This is a genomic window from Syntrophobacterales bacterium, assembly GCA_019429105.1.
GTDB lineage: Bacteria > Desulfobacterota > Syntrophia > Syntrophales > UBA5619 > DYTH01.
The window spans coordinates 144762-164075 of record JAHYJE010000002.1 but is presented as its reverse complement, the minus strand read 5'-3'; the positions used below and the strand labels follow the sequence as shown (position 1 = coordinate 164075).

15 protein-coding genes and 1 pseudogene are annotated in these 19314 nt (G+C 54.8%); 9 read left to right on the top strand and 7 right to left on the bottom strand.

Translation table 11 applies throughout. The features are described from left to right. A partial coding sequence (locus K0B01_01555; GenBank protein MBW6484822.1) for a nitroreductase family protein occupies positions 1-401 on the top strand: 401 nt, incomplete at its 5' end. A 303-nt stretch (positions 402-704) separates the two neighbouring features. Here K0B01_01555 and K0B01_01550 read toward each other — a convergent pair. From K0B01_01550 to K0B01_01520, 7 genes and pseudogenes are all read right to left on the bottom strand, one after another. After that, on the bottom strand, positions 705-1604 hold the full coding sequence (locus K0B01_01550) for a hypothetical protein (GenBank protein ID MBW6484821.1): 900 nt from the start codon (positions 1602-1604) through the stop codon (positions 705-707). A 6-nt stretch (positions 1605-1610) separates the two neighbouring features. Further along, positions 1611-2549, bottom strand: coding sequence for a signal recognition particle-docking protein FtsY (ftsY, locus tag K0B01_01545; protein ID MBW6484820.1), 939 nt, complete (start codon positions 2547-2549; stop codon positions 1611-1613). Positions 2550-2575: 26 nt separating this feature from the next. Further along, positions 2576-6151 carry a chromosome segregation protein SMC gene (smc, locus tag K0B01_01540; GenBank protein ID MBW6484819.1) on the bottom strand — a complete coding sequence of 1192 codons (3576 nt, stop codon included), beginning with the start codon at positions 6149-6151 and terminating at the stop codon, positions 2576-2578. Positions 6152-6160: 9 nt separating this feature from the next. Continuing rightward, complete coding sequence (amrS, locus tag K0B01_01535) at positions 6161-7171, bottom strand: AmmeMemoRadiSam system radical SAM enzyme (GenBank protein ID MBW6484818.1); 1011 nt, start codon at positions 7169-7171, stop codon at positions 6161-6163. A 13-nt stretch (positions 7172-7184) separates the two neighbouring features. Further along, positions 7185-7955, bottom strand: coding sequence for a class I SAM-dependent methyltransferase (locus K0B01_01530; GenBank protein MBW6484817.1), 771 nt, complete (start codon positions 7953-7955; stop codon positions 7185-7187). Continuing rightward, positions 7922-8914, bottom strand: coding sequence for a GTP 3',8-cyclase MoaA (gene moaA / locus K0B01_01525; protein MBW6484816.1), 993 nt, complete (start codon positions 8912-8914; stop codon positions 7922-7924). The genes K0B01_01530 and moaA overlap by 34 nt, the downstream gene beginning before the upstream one ends. Positions 8915-9242: 328 nt before the next feature. Further along, positions 9243-10769, bottom strand: a pseudogene (locus tag K0B01_01520) (IS1380 family transposase). A gap of 273 nt (positions 10770-11042) precedes the next feature. Between K0B01_01520 and K0B01_01515 the strand changes: the two are divergent. The 8 genes from K0B01_01515 to K0B01_01480 all read left to right on the top strand — a co-directional run bounded on the left by K0B01_01515 (position 11043) and on the right by K0B01_01480 (position 19304). Then, positions 11043-11555 (top strand): nitroreductase family protein, encoded by a 513-nt coding sequence (locus K0B01_01515; GenBank protein ID MBW6484815.1) that lies wholly within the window; start codon positions 11043-11045, stop codon positions 11553-11555. A gap of 212 nt (positions 11556-11767) precedes the next feature. Beyond that, complete coding sequence (locus K0B01_01510) at positions 11768-12913, top strand: succinate--CoA ligase subunit beta (protein ID MBW6484814.1); 1146 nt, start codon at positions 11768-11770, stop codon at positions 12911-12913. A gap of 39 nt (positions 12914-12952) precedes the next feature. Then, complete coding sequence (gene sucD / locus K0B01_01505; GenBank protein ID MBW6484813.1) at positions 12953-13828, top strand: succinate--CoA ligase subunit alpha; 876 nt, start codon at positions 12953-12955, stop codon at positions 13826-13828. 289 nt (positions 13829-14117) lie between these two features. Beyond that, positions 14118-15245 carry a 2-oxoacid:acceptor oxidoreductase subunit alpha gene (locus K0B01_01500; GenBank protein MBW6484812.1) on the top strand — a complete coding sequence of 376 codons (1128 nt, stop codon included), beginning with the start codon at positions 14118-14120 and terminating at the stop codon, positions 15243-15245. A gap of 69 nt (positions 15246-15314) precedes the next feature. Beyond that, positions 15315-16088 (top strand): 2-oxoacid:ferredoxin oxidoreductase subunit beta, encoded by a 774-nt coding sequence (locus tag K0B01_01495; GenBank protein MBW6484811.1) that lies wholly within the window; start codon positions 15315-15317, stop codon positions 16086-16088. Positions 16089-16104: 16 nt separating this feature from the next. Next, the gene (locus K0B01_01490; GenBank protein ID MBW6484810.1) at positions 16105-16635 is read left to right on the top strand and encodes a 2-oxoacid:acceptor oxidoreductase family protein; all 531 of its coding nucleotides are present in this window, start codon (positions 16105-16107) and stop codon (positions 16633-16635) included. Between the two features lie 21 nt (positions 16636-16656). Further along, the gene (locus K0B01_01485) at positions 16657-18276 is read left to right on the top strand and encodes an FAD-dependent oxidoreductase (protein MBW6484809.1); all 1620 of its coding nucleotides are present in this window, start codon (positions 16657-16659) and stop codon (positions 18274-18276) included. A 74-nt stretch (positions 18277-18350) separates the two neighbouring features. Next, positions 18351-19304: a TAXI family TRAP transporter solute-binding subunit gene (locus K0B01_01480; protein ID MBW6484808.1), complete on the top strand. Its 954-nt coding sequence runs from the start codon at positions 18351-18353 to the stop codon at positions 19302-19304. Positions 19305-19314: the final 10 nt, after the last annotated feature.

The window sequence follows — 19314 nt, the reverse complement described above, 5'->3', positions numbered from 1 at the left end:
GGGGAGTCAAGCCGTGGAAATTTTACTTCGTGCAGGATGCCGGGGTTATCGAGAAGCTGTCCCGCAGCAAGGACAGCGGTTCCGCGTTTCTGAAAGACGCTGCCCTCGCGGTGGTGGTCTGTGGCGATGAAACCGCATCCGACGTGTGGATTGAGGATTGTTCCATTGCCGCGACTATCGTGCACCTGACCGCGGCAAGCCTGAATCTGGGGAGCTGCTGGATTCAGTTGAGAAACCGGAGGCAAAGCGCCGATGTGAGCTCCGAGGATTATGTGAGAAACATCCTGGGCATCGAAAGCCCGCTCCGGGTTTTAGCCATCGTCGCCATCGGGCTTCCCGATGAGTTCAAGGACTGCCGCCCTTACGAGAGCCTTGATTACGGGAAAGCAATCGCCCTGTGACGACAAGGGATTTTATTTCATGGCTGACAATGGTTCTTGCCGTTGTGATCGGCGGAGGATCACTTTTTCTTTTTTATTGTCCTCTTCTGGTCGGCCCCGGATGTGGGTTTGGACCGCTTGCTCTTCAGTGTCCCTTGGACTCTTTGGATTGTCGTCGGCTCATTGCCCGATCAGCGCTGTAATCGACCAAGAAATATGTGTTATGGTTATTGCGCTCGGTAAAAGAGACAAAGGCGAAGTTTACAGGCAAGCTCAAAGAACCAAAAAACAATAAAAAATTGCTTATAGTGCTTGCAGATTATATTAAAAGAAGGCGTTTCTATCATGCAGTTCCTGGCGGGTGGGGATGCCGTTTCTACCGCCCATTTTTGTGCTGGCAAGGGCCGCGGCCCAGGCGCCGCAGTCAAGGCATTTTTCCGCTGACCATCCCCGGACAAGGCCGTAAATGACGCCGGCGTGGAAGACGTCGCCGCAGCCGGTGGTGTCGATTGCCCGGGACGGATAGGCGGGTTTTCTAATGACTCTGCCGTTTATAAGGGCGATATAACCGTTTGCGCCCAGCGTAACCCCTGCGAAATTAACGCCCAGACCGGCCAGGATGCGGCAGCTCTCGACCGGGTCCGGCCCCAGAGACCGAGAAAAGGTTTCCGAGGCGATAAAGCAGTCGCTGAAGCGGGCAATATCCAGCATCCCCTCGCGCAGCGTGCCGGCATCGACAACCACCGGAATCCCTGCTTCTTTGGCCTTTTTGCAGGCAAAAAGCGAGGCCTCCCGGAAAAGACCGTCCGTGTGGAAAATGCGACTCTTTCCCAGTACCGCCAAATCCAGTTCATCCGGCTGCAGCGGTTTGCCGGTTGGGCGCTGCCAGAAGATCGTGCGACGGCCGCCTTCGGCCTCGCTGACAATAAACGCAAACTGGGAGGAATGCCCTTTTCTTGCAATAATCCCGGATGTATCAATGCCTTCTGAATCAAGCGAGGCAAGGATAGCTGCGCCAAACTTGTCATCCCCGACATTGCCGGCCATATAGCAGGGCAGACCCCAGCGGCGAAGAGCTACCAGGGCTGTTGCCACGGGGCCTCCCCCCTGAACAACCATGCCGGTGAATTCGCATTTTGCGTCCGGCGGCGGATAAACATCTATTTTGCCTATGTAATCGAGGGAGCATTGCCCCAGACCAAAGACAAGAGGCGCTGTTTTCAAGAATATTTATTCCTTTTCGAAGAGGGCGTCGATGAACTCCTCGGCGCAAAAGGGTTGAAGGTCGTCAATCTGCTCGCCGACGCCGATGTAACGCAGCGGAATGCCCAGTTCCTTGGCGATGCGGATGACAACGCCGCCTTTTGCCGTTCCGTCGAGTTTTGTCAGAATCAGGCCGGTGACGCCGATTTCGTCCTTGAACATCCGGGCCTGGGCGATGGCGTTTTGGCCGGTTGTCGCATCGAGGACGAGCAGAACCTCATCGGGGGCGCCGGGGAGTTCCCGCTCCATGATCCGTTTCATCTTTTTTAGTTCTTCCATCAGGTTTATTTTGGTGTGGAGACGTCCGGCAGTATCGACAATGATCACCCCGGGATTGTCAGCCTTCGCAAGGCGCATGGCGTCGAAGACGACGGCGGCGGGGTCGGCGTTGGCAGCTTGCCGGACGATCCGGACGTCCGCCCGTTTTGCCCAGAGCTCCAACTGCTCAACGGCCGCGGCGCGAAAGGTGTCTGCCGCGACCAGCGTAACCGGGTATCCATCATCCTTGAAATTATGGGCGAGCTTGCCGGCGGTGGTCGTTTTGCCGGAGCCGTTTACCCCGACCACCATGATTGTATAGATTTGCCCATGGGGCATTTTCAGCGGGGCCTCGTTCTTCAGGAGTATCTCCCGCATGGTTTCCCGAAGCGCCCCGCGCAGGATCTCCGGGGAGGCGAGTTCCCTGCGTTTTACCTTTTCTTGCAGTGATTTAATCAGCTCGCCGGTAAAGGCCGGTCCGACATCGGCGACAATCATCCGCTCTTCCAGCTCGTCGTAAAGCGCCTGATCGATCTGCTTGCTGCCGAGGATGAGATCGTCAACGTCGGTCATCAGCAGCTTGCGGGTTTTGGCAAGTCCTGTCTTCAGCCGGTCAAAAAATCCCTTTTTCCCGTTTTTTTCTTCCATCTATTCGTCCGTCCTTTATTAATTTTTCATGTCAGGGAGACAGAAACCAGCGAGGATAGGCCTTTTTCCCTGATCGTGACGCCGTAGAGGCTGTCGGCGATTTCCATTGATTTTTTGCTATGGGTTATCATCAGTATCTGCGAATGGGCGGCGGTATCCTTCACCAGGCGGTTGAAGAGGGAGATGTTGGTGTCGTCCAGGGCCGCGTCGGCTTCGTCCAGTAAAATAAAGGGCACGGGACGGTAGAGGAGGATGGAGAAAATCAGGGCAATTGCCGACAGCGATTTTTCTCCCCCCGAAAGCAGCGTTACATTCTGCGTAAATTTCCCCGGGATGCGGATTTCAATATCAACCCCCGTCTCCAGCAGGTTGTTTTCGTCGGTCATCTTCAGCTTCGCTCGGCCGCCGGGAAAAAGGCGGGAGAATACCTCCTGGAAGCAGCCATTGATGCCGTCAAAAGTCTCGGAGAAGCGCTGCCTGGTTATCGTATTGATGCGGGAGATTGTTTGCTTCAGGGCCTCCAGGGAGGCGTTGAGATCGGCGATCTGGGCCGTCAAAAACTCAAAGCGGGTTTTTAATTCCTCGTGTTCGGAAAGCGCGAGCAGATTTACCTCGCCGAAATTATCGATCGCCCGCCTTTCCCTGGCAAGAACGGTTGCCGCGTCGGCTATTTCCTCATCATTCAGCGGCGAGAACTGGGGCAGCAGATCCACAAGAGCGACGCCGTGTTTTTCTTCCATGTTTTGCCGCAGGTTTTCCGCTTGCATCTGCGTCTCCCGGAGGGCAATGTCCAGTGCCGTTTCATCGCGGAGCTGCGTGTCAAGGTCTTTCTTGGTCTCGTGGATTTCCGTCTCCCGACTCCGGAGCAGAGCCTCCTTTTCCTGCTGCAGATCACGCTTTTGGGAAAGATTCAGGGCAATGGTCTCGTTTTCGCCATAGAGCCCCTGCAGTGTCCCTTTTTCTGTTTCTATCTGCTGTGCAAGCTCCCGCTCTTCCTGTTCGCAATTGTTGGCATCGGCCTGGCGGGAGGCAATCTCGCCGTCATTATCGACAACGGATTTTTCCAGACGGGACAGGGTCTGTTTGTCGGCGTTATATTTTCCCTCGAGGGTGGCAAGACGCACCTTTTTTTCGGTCATCGACCGTTCGCATTCTTCACGCTGATCGCGAACGGAATCGGCGCGCTTTTGTTCGGCAGCCATAGCCTCGCGGAGCTGTGTCTCTTTTTCGACAAGGGCGGTCATCTCCCCTTCATAAAGGGAAATTTTCTTCTTCGTTTCGGCTGCATCCGCGGCGATGGTTTCGCGATTGAAGACAAGCGCCTGGAGGCGTTCCTCGATATGGCCAAGCTCGCTGTCGTAGCGCTCCCGGTCCTTGCCCAGGCCGTTTATCCTAAGCTCGGTCAGGTGGGTTTCCGACCGGAGGCGCAGCAGCCCCTCATCCGTCTGAGCGATCAGGGCGGTGATCTTCTCCCTTGCTTCCTGATTTTCCTGAAGGCTTTTCTGGAGTTGCGCGACTTCGTCGCTTAGTTCCGATATTTCCCGGCGATTGCCGAGCAGACTCCGTTCCTTCCCGCTGGCGCTTCCGCCGGAAAGAATGCCGCCGGGGCTGATGACATCCCCTTCCGCGGTGACAAATGTTCCGCGGAAACCGTTTTGCCTCCATATGTTGACGCCGTCCTGCAAATTCGGGATCACGAGCGTGTCGCCCAAAAGCTCGTTGATGATTGGCCGGCAATCCTCCCGGATTGTAAGCAGATCGATCAGCGGAAAGGTTTCCTGGAGGTGGACGTAATCTGCGTGCGCTTCCCGGGGGCGGCCGAGGCGAATCTCCAGGGGGGCAAAGCTGCCCCTTCCCAGGGACGCGCCCTTCAGATATTCGATAGCCTGAATGCCTTCTTCCTGATTCTTTACCACGATGTATTGCAGTTTTTCCCCGAGGAGGGCCTCGACCGCCGCCTCATACTCCCTGGGAACGCTGATCACGTCGGCTACAAGCCCCAGGAACGAGCCCCGGAAGGAGTCCGGGCTGTCCTTTTGGGGGTCGCCGGCCAAAAGCGACTTTACCCCCTCGTTGCAGCCTTCATAGTTCTCGGCGAATTCTTTAAGCGAAGAGAGGCGCGTGGATTTGCCGCTGTAGCCTTCGCGCAGCGCCGCTATCTTCGCTTCCGCCCGGACAAGCTCCCGACGGGCGTCCTCGATCGTTGCGGTTAACTCCTCTTTCTGTTCCAAAAGTTCGGCGTGCCTTGCCTGGTCGGCAGCAAGCCCGGCTGTTATCCTTTCCCGCAGCCGCTGAAGTTCCTCGGATTTTTTTTTGTTTGCTTCGATCTCGCTGATCTCGCGTTCTTCCCTTTTTTTCAGGTCTTCGTCCATCCGGACAAGGCCCATGAGCGTATTCTTGATTCGGGCTTTCTCGGCAGCCAGATCAACGTATCGCCCCTTTCTGGTCTCGATCGCCTGGCGGCAGGTCTGATCCATCCGCCGCAGTTCCTCGAGGGCGCCGGCGGCCGCCGCGGTTTCTTTGCGGAGATTGTCAAGGATTCTTTCCGCTTCCTGGACGGAATTGCAAAGGGCGGCTATTTCGTCTCCGGACACCTCCGCTTTTCGTTTCAAAGCGGCAATCTGCTCGATGTCCTTGAGCCTTTTTGACGAAAGATCGGCTATTTTCCGGCGGGAATACTCGATTGCCTGTTCCCTGCTGCTGATGACGTTGCGGGTTGCGTAAAGTTTTTCCTGAAAGGCGAAGATAAGGGCTTCTTGTTCCATGACGTCCGTCTTCAGTTCCTCCCGCGCTGTTTCCAGCGAGAGCAACCTTGTGCGCAGTCCGGTAATTTTGTCCTGGAGGGCGATTTTCTCCTCTTCGCGGGCGATTCGCGCTTCGTCGAGCTCAAAACAGGTTTGCAGGGCGACCTTCAGCTCGGCGTCTTTCAGGGATTGTTTTAAGGCTTTATATTGTTCGGCCCTTTTGGCCTGGCGGGACAAGCCGTTTAATTGGGCCTTTACCTCGCGCAGGATATCGTTGACGCGGAGGATGTTTTCCTGGGTGGCCTCCATCTTGCGGAGGGCGAATTCCTTGCGGCTCTTGTATTTGGAGATGCCGGCCGCCTCTTCTATAAATTGCCGTCTTTCTTCAGGTTTGGCCTCGACAAGCGAGGCGACACTGTTCTGTTCGACAAGCGAGTAGGTTCTGGCGCCGATGCCTGTGCCCATGAAAAATTCCCGGACGTCGAGAAGGCGGCAGGGGACCTTGTTGATGGTGTATTCGCTTTCCGCTTCGCGGAAGATGCGGCGGGTGATCATCACTTCGCTGCTGTCGGCGTAGTTGCCGGGGAACTTGTTCTCGTCGGCGGCAAGGATCATTGAGACCTCCGCCATTCCGACCGCAGAGGCTTCCTCTGAGCCGTTAAAGATGACGTCGTCCATCTTTTTGCCGCGCAGGGTCTTGACCCGTTGCTCCCCCATGACCCAGCGGATGGCATCGGCGATATTGCTTTTGCCGCAGCCGTTGGGGCCGACGATGCCGCTGATCCCGGGCGAGAAATCAAGGACAACCTTGTCCCGGAATGATTTAAAACCAATTATTTCCAGTCTTTTCAGTTTCATGGGGCGAGTCTAAAATATTCCGTCCAACAGGGCGCCGCAAGCGGGGCAGGCGGTTCCCTGCAGGTCGTTCCTTTCAATGGAAAATCCGTAACGCGCGATTAACAGATGGCCGCACTTGGAACAGAGGGTGTTCTCCCCGCTGTCTCCGGGGAGATTGCCGCTGTAAACGTATTTGAGACCGGCAGTCTTCCCCGTTTCAACGGCGCGGTTGATCTCTGCCGCAGGCGTTGCCGGCGTGTCCGTCATCAGATATTGCGGATGAAAGCGGCTGACATGCCAGGGAGTTTCCTTGCCCAGCGAGGCGACAAAGGCGGCGATGTCCTGGAGCTCCTGAGCGCCGTCGTTGAGATTCGGGATGAGCAAAGTTGTTACCTCCAACCATACGCCGAGCTCCTTCAGCGTACGCAAGCTGTCGAGTACCGGTTGAAGCCGGCCGCCGCAGTATTTGCGGTAAAAATCGTCCCGGAAAGACTTCAAATCGACGTTTGCCGCATGCAGGCAAGGGGACAGCAGCTTCAGCATTTCGGAAGTCATGAAGCCGTTCGTGACGAAGATATTTTTGAGGCCGCTTACCGCGGCTATTTTTGCCGTGTCGAGAGCGAATTCAAAAAATACCGTCGGTTCAGTGTAAGTATATGAAATACTTTTAGAACCTGTCAGTATTGCCATTGCGACGATTTGCGCCGGGGTTCTGCTTCTGCCGACGATTTCATCTTTTTCCCTCGGCATCTGGGAAATTTCGGAGTTCTGGCAGAAGGAACAGCGGAAGTTGCAGCCCGCCGTGGCGAGCGAAAAGGTGTGGGAGCCGGGCAGGAAGTGAAAAAGTGGTTTTTTTTCAACAGGATCGACGTTTTCGGCAATTGTTTTCCCATAGACGAGGCTATAGAGGATTCCCTCCCGGTTCTCCCTGACGCCGCAGATTCCCCGGTCATCGGGGGCGATCCGGCAGCGGTGGGCGCAGAGTCCGCATCTGATGTAATTTTGCTCCTCTTTTTCGTACAAAAGCGCTTCATGAACCATGTTCTTTGTTCCCTTAAATCGTCGGCAGACCCTTGCCCCCTGATTGTCTGACTACGCCGTGCGCCGGTTCCCCTCCTTGGGCAAGAACGGCCGGTTTTCGGATGACGTCCTGAATCGTTATCAGTGAAAAGGTTACGGAAAAGCAGAGGCCGATAAAGGCGCCGAACGGGTTCTTCATGACCGGGATCTGTTCTTCCAGCGTTGCGGCGGCGTCATAGAATCCCCAGGGAAGGAAGATGACGCTGCCCCACGCTATGCGCACGCCGGGCAAATGCTGCCTGATCATTCCGGAGAGGGAAGGGATATGGAAATAGCGACATTTAGGCTCTTGCGGAACAGAAAAAACGTTGGACAAAAGCCCCTGGATGCCGAGCAGCGAATAACGGTTCATGGCGCCGATGAAAACCCGTCCCCGGCAGACGCGAATGGCCTCGGCAATGGCCAAAGCGGGATTTTTCATGTATTCGAGGGATGTAACCATTGTCACAATATCGAACTCGTTGTCGGAAAAAGGCAGCTCTTCCGGATCGCCAAGGTGGAGATCGGCGCGGTTTTCCAGCCTCTTTCTGGTCTCATCGAGGTGGGACGGGCAGGAATCTATTCCGGTTGCCAGGCATCCCTTCTGGCGAAAGAGGTGAAGGTTTGCCCCGTCGCCACAGCCGATATCGAGGAGGTGTTCCCCGGCATGGGGGGCGCTCAAATCCAGAATAAGGCTTTTTATCCTCCCGTCCAGATACTGGCGGGCCGGCGTTATCCGCCGATCGTGGACATCTCTTTCACGCATTTTTTTCTATAGTTCCCGTCGTTTGCAATTTTGTGGCGCTCAGGTTTTTTGGCGATGGCCCCTTCGATGATATCTTTCAGATCGGAATCGGAGCAGCCCGACCTTAAAGGCCCCCGCAGGTCGGTTTCGTAATCGGAAAGCAGGCAATTCCGGAGCTGTCCGTCGGAGGTCAGTCGCAGCCGGTTGCAGGAACTGCAGAAATTGTGACTGATGGCGCTGATCAGACCGATGAGTCCCTTGCTTCCGGCAAGACGATACATATCTGCCGGCCCGTCCGCTTCATCGCCCTGTCTTTTTACCTGTTCGAGCTTGCCGATGGCAGCAATTCGCTTCTTGATCAGGTCGTTGGACAGAAAGCGTCCGTCGCTTTCAATCCCTGCATCTCCGAGCGGCATCAGTTCGATGAAGCGGATTTGCAAGGGATTGTCAATGGTGAGACGGGCAAAGTCCAGTATTTCGTCGTCGTTAAATCCCTTTATGGCTACTATGTTGATTTTAATCGGTGAAAATCCCACCTGCCGGGCCTTTTCTATCCCGTCGAGCACGGTCTGCAGGTTTCCCTGCCTGGTAATTTCCCGATATTTCTCCGCGTTCAGGGAATCCAAACTGATATTGATCCGGCCTATTCCCGCATGGAATAGATCAGCCGCAAACTCTTTCAGCAGGATGCCGTTTGTTGTCATGCTGATATCGCTCAACTTGCCGATTGTCCCGAGGGATTTGACAAAATCCACTATTCCCCGGCGAACAAGCGGTTCGCCCCCTGTTAACCGGACTTTGCAGATGCCCACCTCCGAGGCAATGCGAATGATTCGGTGAAGCTCCTCATAGGTAAGGATGTCTTCGTGACGCAGGCAGGAAATCCCTTCGGTGGGCATGCAATAAATGCAGCGGAGGTTGCATCTGTCGGTGACGGAAACGCGCATGTAGTTTATATTACGATCATATTGGTCAACCATTGGCTGTTGTATCTCCTTTTACAGGAAGCACTCCAAGCTTCCATGGACTGCGTGCACCCCTAACATAGTTTTGCGGTTGTTACAAGGAGGATGCCATCCCAGAATCCACCACCAGTTTTGCAGCATGTCGGGTTCTCGATTCTTAGACGAGGATTTTTGACTTAACCAGCCCGTCTTTTCAGGCTAAAAATTGCCATTTTTGCCGAACCCCGGTAAAACTGCCCTGTCCAGGGCGCCCAAGGGGTAAAAGAGGCGCAAATCGGCATTAAGATGAGTTTTGAATCAAAATTCCTCCTGTTTTTGCAATGGCGCCCGTCTATGCAATCGGCTAACCCGAAGGAGACGGGCAAAGCGCCATAATCCTCTGCCTTGCCTTTATCAACAACTCCGAGGCGGGACTGCCTTTAACCAGACGGATGATCATCTCCCGGGATCTCTCGACAATGCGGCAGGGAACATGGATCAGTGAAAACCGAATCGCCTTCATCCTTCTGGACATCCATGACTCTCCCAATGCAAATCGTTTCATCATGTTATGCAGGTTAAGCGCCAACATCATGCTCCACCACCAGGCGCCATTCTCGCCGAAATCATCCGAAGGAAGTTTTCCTCCGGCCAAATCCTCCTTCATAACCGAGTGCGCCTCTTCCGACTTCCCGCAACGCTCCCTCTGCCAGTGAATTAACCTTTCCCCTTCCCAATCCATGTTTGTCACCAAACCAAATAACTTGTACCGCCGGGAATCTGTCAGCATGGTCTAAAAGGGAAACAACTGCCCCGAGGTCTCCATGCCCGGTAATTCCGCCGAACCCATCTTTTCCCGAATTGCCAGATACCGATAGACCGGCGCATTCTTGCTGTTGCCAATTGCGGAAGGAACAAAACACACTTCAGCCCATTGCTGATTTGTCTCTATCCGCTTCCCGTCAAACTCTTCGTATATGGGTTGCCAATCCTTATCCTCGGCTTCCAATACCGACTTCTTGAACTCCGACGTCACGTCACAGCCTATCGCAAACTCAATCCGCCCAAAACGTTCGTTCTTCTCTTCTTCGCAGTAACGAAGTAGTTCGTGCTGGTAGCCAGCCGTATCCAAACGGAGACGCACTTTTTTTACGTCTGCGGGCAATAAGGCCATTGATTCTCTCAATACACGCAACTGCTCATAGCCGGCCGGTACATTCCCATCCCTGAATTCCGTATGCAGAACCAATCGATGTTCCGCCCACCACGTATTCAAAGGCTGATAGGCCTTGAATCCCTTATAACTCTATAACGCATCCACCTTCGTCGTCTCCACCAGCGTGGTATCTTGATCCAATGTCGCGATCTCATGGGGATTGCACCGTTGCGCATAGCCGATCATCTCTGCGTTTATCTTCGCCAATCCCTGAAGGTTTCCATTCGCCGCCGGTATGAATGCCTTCTGGTCACTTGTCTTGCGCAGCTTCTCCTGATCCCCGTCATGAAAAGCTGCCAAATAACGAAAAACTGCACTCGGTGAGGCGATACACCGCTTTTGTTCCTTCCGCCACCGATGCTCTAACTCCCGCCGTTGTGCTCGCTTTAGCCCACTTTGCTCTATCCGACGCAAACCCCTGCAAAAACCGGAATCACCCTCCAACTTCACCAAATCATCGACGCAATCTCCTCCGGCAAGATTCAACAAGATCAGTGACAGAACTATCTGGCTATCCGTCCAGCCCTGGCGCTTGATGTGTAAATGCTTCTCTATGATCTCCGGAAGCCGCATCGTAGTCGCCAAATCCAAATAAACCGGCAAACCTCCCAAGGCTGTCATCCCGCTATCTTTTTTCTCTTCTTCGTACTTGAATGGAAGAACACCTTGTGCCATAATCCCTGCACCCCGTTGATGATAGTTTTTGTTTCGCAAAAACACTCTATCACCTTGATTTATCAAGATCAACGAGGTCTTTTATTCGTTTTGATGGTGAATCACGGCCTTCTTATCCAAGTTGCTATTTTTAGTCAAAACAATTATGAAACCGCTCGCGGGTCGCAGCGCCCGTTGATGCCTTATCTGTTAAGTTGATATTATCTTGATTTATTTTTGCAGATATGACCATCTTTAAGCACAAGTTGATAAACAATGGAGGAGAGAAACAGTATGTTGGAGCTGATGAGAAAAAGAAGAAGCATCCGGAAATTCAAGAAGGAGCGAATTGACCAGACAAAAATAGACGATCTGAAAGAGGCGGTATTGCGGGCGCCTTCTTCCCGGGGAGTCAAGCCGTGGAAATTTTACTTCGTGCAGGATGCCGGGGTTATCGAGAAGCTGTCCCGCAGCAAGGACAGCGGTTCCGCGTTTCTGAAAGACGCTGCCCTCGCGGTGGTGGTCTGTGGCGACGAAACCGCCTCCGACGTGTGGATCGAGGACTGTTCCATTGCCGCGACTATCGTGCACCTGACCGCGGCAAGCCTGAATCTGGGGAGCTGCTGGATCCAGATAAGAAACCGGCGGCACAACGCGGAGGTGAGCTCCGAAGATTATGTGCGTAAAGCCCTGGGCATCGAAAGCCCGTTCCGGGTTTTAGCAATCGTCGCCATCGGGCTCCCCGATGAGTTCAAGAACAGCCACCCCTACGAGAGTCTCGAACAGGATAAGGCAATCTTCCTATGAAGGATGGTTCTGCGCTATTGTCGCAGAGTCTCAGGAAGGTCTTGGATTTTGGTTGCCTGTGAGGGCGGCTGCTGAAAACCTGAGCAATGCTCCCGGCCAATCCTAACCATCGCTCCCCTGGACCCTTGTCCTGCGCCGCTTTCGAACTTTACTTCAAGGTATTGACGGCTGGAATGGAGAATTAAAGATTTTTAACTGATCTGGTTTTTACTATGAAACTGCATGAGCATGAAGCGGCGGAAATTTTTTCGACCTTCGGCATACGGACACCCGAAGGAGCGCTTTGCGCCACCACCGACGAGAGTGTCTTGGCGGCTGAAAAAATCGGCTTGCCGGTGGTTCTCAAGGCACAGGTTCTGACCGGTGGACGCGGGCTGGCCGGTGGAGTCAAAATGGCCGGGAGTTACGAAGAAGTCCGCTCTGGTGCAACGTCACTGCTGAACTCAACGCTGCGGGGAAACAGGGTAGGAAAAATTCTGGTTGTACCCAGGATAGATTATTATCAAGAGCTGTACCTGGGGATAACCATAGACGGGTTTAGCGGATGTCCCACGATAATGGCAAGTTCCCGGGGGGGAATGAATATTGAAGAGGTGGCCCGGCTGGTCCCGGGTGAAATATTGTCTCTGCAAATCGATGTCGAACGGGGTCTTTTCGCCTTTGAAGCCAGGAAACTTTTGACAGAGGCAGGATTTCCGGCGAAACAAATCCAGGACTGCGCGGATACGGTGCTACGGCTTTATCGGGTGTTTCAGCAATACGACGCCCTGGTGGCAGAAATCAATCCCCTGGTTGTCTGTAGCGATGAAAAACTGATGGCGCTGGATGCCAAGCTGGAAATAGATGACTCCTCCCTTTTCCGCACCGGCCGGCGTCTCCCCGGAGATCGTGACCGGGGTGCGAGCATACTGGAAAGACTGGGGCGAGAGACTGGCGTCACTTACGTCGAACTTGATGGGGATATCGGCATAATTTCTTCCGGCGCAGGCCTGGGAATGGCAACCATGGACATCATTGGTCAGCGCATGCAACCGGCCAACTTCCTGGAAACGGGGGGAGGAATTACCGAGGAGCTTCTTTACAACACCATGCACCTCGTCCTGAAGAAAAAGGGGCTCCGGGCGGTCTTTATCAACCTCTACGGCGGCATCAACCCGATCCACGAGGGGGCCAAAGGGATCGTCCGCTACCTCCGGGAACATGAGGTCAGAATCCCGGTGGTCGCCAAGGCTCTGGGGAACAGACAGGAAGAGACCTGGGACATTCTCTGCTCTGGGGGTGTCCATGTGGTGACTGACGTGGCAACCGAAAGCGCCGTTGAAAAGTTGATAGAACTGCTGAGACAAAGGAATTCTTGAAAGGAAAATGTATCCTGAACTGACACGGATCAAGAGACAATGAGCATTCTTCTAAATAAAAACACACGGGTGCTGGTGCAGGGGATCACCGGCAAGATCGGGACAGCGCAAACACACTGGATGCTGGCATACGGAACCAACATCGTCGCCGGGGCGACCCCCGGCAAGGGAGGCAATACTGTGGAAGGCATCCCGGTGTTTGATTCGGTGCGGGAAGCCAGAGAAAGAACCGGCGCGGAAGCATCGGTGTTTTTTGTCCCTGCCCCCTTTGTGCTGGACGCTTTTGTAGAGACCGTCGATGCCGGCATCAATCTGATCGTGGTGGTCCCGGAACACGTCCCGGTTCATGATGCCATGAGGATGAAGGCCTATGCCCGCCGACATGAAAGCCGGGGGTTGTTTGCCCTGGGCCCCACCACACCGGGAATTCTTACCGCCGGAGAGGCAAAGATGGGAATTATGCCGGCTTCCCTGTTTAATCCGGGAAGCATCGGCATAATTTCACGCAGCGGAACCCTCTCCTATGAGATGGCCGGCATTCTCTCCCATGCGGGTTTTGGACAGAGTACAGTTGTGGGGATGGGGGCCGATCCGGTCGCCCTGGCGTCATTGAGCATGATTCTGGAACAGTTCGAAAACGACCCCGCAACCAGGGGCGTCGTCGTCGTGGGTGAAGTCGGGGGCGCCCAGGAAGAGGAAGCAGCCCAGTTCATTTTGGAAAAGATGAAGAAGCCCGTTGCCGCCTACATTGCCGGACGCTTTGCCCCCGAAGGCAAGCGCATGGGCCATGCCGGCGCGATCATCAGGGGCTCCCAGGGCACATTTGCCAGCAAAATTCAGGCGTTTCAAGACGCCCATGCAACCATTCTTAAATCTCCGATCGAGGTTGTGGAATGGGCGCAAAATGTAGGATGAAGATATTTGACAAACCCGTCACTCCGGTCCCCGATGGATTGCTTGACATATCCAGCAGGCGCTGTAGATATGCCGCGGTTTTTCAGTCTTTTGCCGTTCAAGCCGTTCGCAAGATATCTCTTGACAGCAAAAGAACGTTTTCATATACCCGCCCAAAGAGGCGCTTGAGCTTTATCATAGATCAGTAAAGAATATCGCTACACGAAAATCTGGTCGGTTCGGAAATCATAGGGCAGGGGTTCCTGTCTGAAGAATGATTGATTAACTGTTCAAGAAAAGAGGTGACATCTTGGGACAGGAAGTGAAACTGATGCAGGGCAATCAGGCAATGGCAGCCGGCGCCATTTATGCGGGGGCCCGATTTTTTGCCGGTTATCCGATAACGCCCTCTTCGGAAATAGCCGAAGAATGCTCCAAGGTAATGCCCAGGATTGGCGGCATTTACATGCAGATGGAGGACGAGATTGCAAGCATCGCCGCAGTCATCGGGGCATCGCTGGCCGGGGCAAAATCCTTTACGGCCACAAGCGGACCCGGGTTTTCGCTGATGCAGGAGAATCTGGGACTGGCCGTCATGGGAGAAGTCCCCTGCGTGGTGATAAATGTTCAGCGTCGCGGCCCCAGTACAGGCCTCTCCACAAAACCGGCTCACGGCGACGTTATGCAGCTCCGGTGGGGAAGGCACGGGGACCAAAGCGTGATTGCCCTCTGTCCGGCTACTGTTGCAGAATGTTTCACGATGACGGTAGCCGCCTTTAATTTCGCCGAAAAATTCCGCGTCCCGGTGATCGTTGCCCCGGATGAGATTGTCGCCCACATGCGGGAACCCGTCTCACTCCCCGAACCAGGCGAGCTTGAGGTCGATGACCGTAAGAAACCCGCCGGCCCGCCTGAAGACTACAAACCATTTGTGGCGGATGACGATGGCGTTGCCCCGCTTGCATCCTATGGGAGCGACTATGTTTTCCATATCTCGTCTTCGATGCACGGACCGGACGGACGCAGCAACAACGATCCCGCCAATGCCGAATGGCGGATTGCGCAACTGCACCGGAAGTTGGAAATGCACCGGCACGAGATCGTCATCACAAAAAATTTCGCCACGGAAGACGCCGATGTCCTGCTGATCTCCTATGGAGCGCCCACGCGCGCCAGTCGGGCCGCGGCGCTGGAAATGCGCAAGCGCGGGATCAAAGCCGGCGTCCTGCAGTTGCTCACCCTCTGGCCATTTGCAGATGAAGAGGTGGAGGCGCTTGCGGGAAGGGCAAAAACCGTGATCGTCCCGGAAATGAACTACAGCGGCCAGATGGCCGGCGAGGTGCAACGCTTTCTGGGAAGGGGGTCCGATCTCCGCAAGGTCAACAGTTACAACGGAGAAGTAATAACTCCCCAGGATATTATGAAGGCGATCTTGTAATCAGAACAGGAGGGCATCGTGTCTCATGCGACAGGACTGGCATATCTGAAAGAGGGGGTTTTGCCCCACATGTGGTGTTCCGGCTGCGGAATTGGCGTTATGCTGGGGGCGCTGCTGCGGGCGTTCGAGGAGCTGGGCTATCGAAACGCCGACACCGTTGTCGTCACCGGGATCGGGTGTACCGGAAAGGCCGATGATTATCTGGTAACCAACGCCCTGCACACGACACATGGCCGCGCCCTTGCCTATGCCACGGGGATAAAGGCATTCAACCCGAAGCTGCATGTTGTCGTTCTGATGGGGGATGGCGACAGTGTAACGATCGGCGGCAATCACTTTATTCATGCGGCGCGAAGAAATATCGATCTGACTGCCATTGTCATCAATAACTTCAACTACGGCATGACCGGGGGACAGGTTTCCGCAACCACGCCGGGGGGCAGCTTTACCAGCACCACTGCCTGGGGAAACCCGGAAAGGGACTTCGATATATGCGCACTGGCGGAGGTTGCCGGCGCCAGTTATGTGGCGCGGGAAACGCCTTACCACGGATGGGAGATGAAGGAACTCATCAAAGAGGCCCTGAACAAGAAAGGGTTCTCCGTTGTCGAAATTTTCAGTCCCTGCCCGACCCATTTCGGCAAAAACAACGAAATGAAGGGGACCCGGGAAATGCTCGACTGGTTCAGAAGGAGGAGCATGACCGTGGAGCAGTATAGAAAATTAAGCGCGGCTGAACAGGCTTCCCATTTCCCGATTGGCAAGCTGGTTGACAGGGATGTCCCTGATTTTAATGCGCGTTATGAAGAGATCAGGAGCAGGGCCGGCAACGGCAAGGCTTAGGAGGGCGCGAAGAGAAATGACTGAAAGCAAAGAGAGATATGAGATCATTCTGGCCGGATCAGGAGGTCAGGGGCTGGTGCTTGCCGGCATCATGCTGGGCGAAGCCGCGGTTCTGGAGGGTAGGAATGTGGTGCAGACACAGTCCTACGGCATTGCCAGCCGCGGGGGACTTTCGCGGGCAGAGGTTATTATCGATCGCGAGGAGATTATCTATCAGCAGGTTCAGAAACCGGACATTATTCTGGCGCTTACGGAAGAGGCCTTTGAGAAGTACTCGGGGTTAGCGAAACAGGGCGCCCTCGTCTTTTATGACACGACGCTTGCAAAACCCCGGAAAGGGAAAAATCTTGCCGGCCATCCCTTCACCAAAATCGCCAGTGATCTCGGAAATGTGGCGTCTGTAAACATTTTGTCTCTGGGGGCGATGACCGCCTCGGTCCCGATGGTGAAGACCGAAAGCCTGATCGCTGTAATCCGCAAGCGTTTTCACGGAAAGGCCCTGGAGATGAATCTGAAGGTATTGCAGGTAGGCGCACAACTGATTTGAGGTGAAAGGAGAGCAAGCAGCGTGGGAGCCATGAAAAGCAGCAAGCCGTTCACGGCGCCGTGCCAGGAGGCATGTCCGGCAGGGATTGATGTACCCGGGTATATCAGGAATATCCGGGATGGCCATTTTGGGAAGGCCCTGGACGTGATAAGGGCCCGGATACCCTTTCCGTCTGTCTGCGGTTACGCCTGTGTTCATCCCTGCGAGACGAAGTGCTCAAGGAGCCAGTTTGACGAACCCATAGCCATCCGGATGCTGAAAAGGGTCGCAGCAGAAAAAGGGGAAAGTAAACAGCGGGGAATCACCCGGAGGTCCCCGACCGGAAAGAAGATTGCCGTCGTCGGTTCCGGCCCCTGCGGCCTGACAGCCGCCCACTATCTGAACATGCTGGGGCATCAGGCAACTGTTTATGAAAAGCTCCCGCTGCCGGGCGGAATGTTGCGCTACGGCATCCCGGACTATCGCCTTCCCGCAAAAACAGTGGAGCGGGATATAGCGTTTATCCGCAACGGCGGGGTCGAAATCATCACGAACGCGACAGTCTCTTCTGCCGAGGCATTGCAAAAGCAGGGATATGATGCGGTTTTTGTGGCGACCGGCGCATGGACGCCTTCCAAGTTGGGGATACCGGGTGAAGAGTCGCCCCGGGTTATAGACGGCCTTGCCTTTCTGATGCAGGTTAACGAGGGAAAGCGCCCGGACATTGGCCGGAAAATTATCGTCGTGGGAGGAGGCAATACGGCCATCGACGCCGGCAGGGCTGCCATCCGCCTCGGCTCTGAGGTAATCCAGCTCTATCGGCGCACTTCCTCCGAAATGCCTGCCAACGCCGAGGAGGTGTCCGAGGCGATAGAGGAGGGCGTACGGATCGACTATCTGACGGCGCCCGTGAGGATAGAGAAGAATCGGGCGACCTGCATCCGCATGAGCCTGGGAGACTGCGACGCCAGTGGCAGGCCCACACCGACGCCGATCGCAGGGAGCGAATTTCAGTTATCCTTTGACACGCTGATTGCGGCTGTCGGACAGCATGCCGATGCGACTTCGGTAAACCTGCCGGGGGAAAAAGATGGAACTGTCTGTGCGGAGCAGGCCAGCCTGTCCACCCGGAAGAGCGGAATCTTTGCCGGGGGCGATGTGGTAACAGGTCCTTCAACCATCATCGCTGCCATTGCGCAGGGGAGGCAGGCCTGCATCTCCATTGACCGTTTTCTGGGCGGCGCGGGGATCATTCCGGAGTTTCTGCCGGAGCAAACGGATGTGGAACCTCCCGAGGAGTCGCCTCGCGGCGCACAAAGACAGGCGGTCCGCAGAATTGCCCTGAATAAGCGCATCTCAACATTCGATACGGTGGAACATGCCTACACGGGGGAAAAAGCTGCGGCAGAGGCGTCGCGCTGCCTTAGCTGCGACCTTCGTAAATTTGACGTTATTATCAATGACCTGGTCTGCAAGGACTGCGGGTACTGCCAGGAGGTATGCCGTTTCGATATTTTCCAACAATCCGCTGATTTCAACCCGAGCGGCTACCTGCCGGCAGTCGCCGTGAATCGCGATCGCTGCGTCGCCTGCCTTCGCTGCCTCTATATATGCCCGGATTTCGCCATCACGATCCGGGAAAGGAACCTCGAAAAGATTTGATTGTTTAGGAGCTTGCAAAAACATTTTTACGTAGCAACAAGGAATCCAAACCCACAATTGAAAAGGAGGAAACAATGGAGATGAGATTTACGATGAGGTTTTTGGCGGTCACGGCGGCCGCCGCTCTGCTCGGGGCCGGCATTGCGTCGGCGGAACCCCTTAAGATGATGACCGGCCCGCAGGGAGGGTCATGGTATCCGTTGGGCGGCGCTATCCAGAACATTGTAGAAAAAAATGTTCCCGGCGTAAAGATGATGATACTTCCGGGCGCGGGAATTTCCAACGTCAAGGGCGTACAGACAGGCAAAGCCGATTTCGGGTTCGGCAATTCCGTATCCACCGTTGACGGCGTCCACGGACGCGCCCCGTTTGATGCAAAAACCGACAATGTTTACCAGCTTGCCACCCTCTATTTCCAGTATTTCCACATGGTCTCGCTGACAGATTCAGGGATAAAAACCCCCGGCGATCTCGGGGGCAAGTCATTGACAACCCAGCAGAAGGGCAACACCGGCGAGCAGATGACACGCCAGACGCTTCAGGTCTATGGGCTTGGCTACGAGAAGCTTGCCAAGGTAAGTTTCGGCTCCTATAACGATTCGGTTGAACAGATGAAGGATGGTCACGCCCAGGTTTACACGCTCATCACGACCGTTCCCGCCTCGTCGGTGATGGATCTGGCGAGTGCCCGCGACATTACCGTTCTCGAAATCCCGAATGAAAAACTCAAGGCGCTGCAGAAGATAAACGGCGGCTATGACAAACGCATCATCAAGGCCGGCACCTATCCCAAACAGGCCAAAGATGTTCAGACCATCGGAACATGGACGCACCTGATGGTCAGCGGCAAGGTACCGGAAGAAACTGTTTACAAAATCACCAAGGCCCTGGCCGAAAACGTAACGGCCCTGGGCTATGTGGTACAGGCGGTCAAAGGACTCACAGTGCAGGATATGGCTACTGACGTCGGAGTCCCCTATCATCCCGGCGCTCTCAAGTATTACAAGGAAGCAAAAGTGATAAAGTAGCGGGAAACGC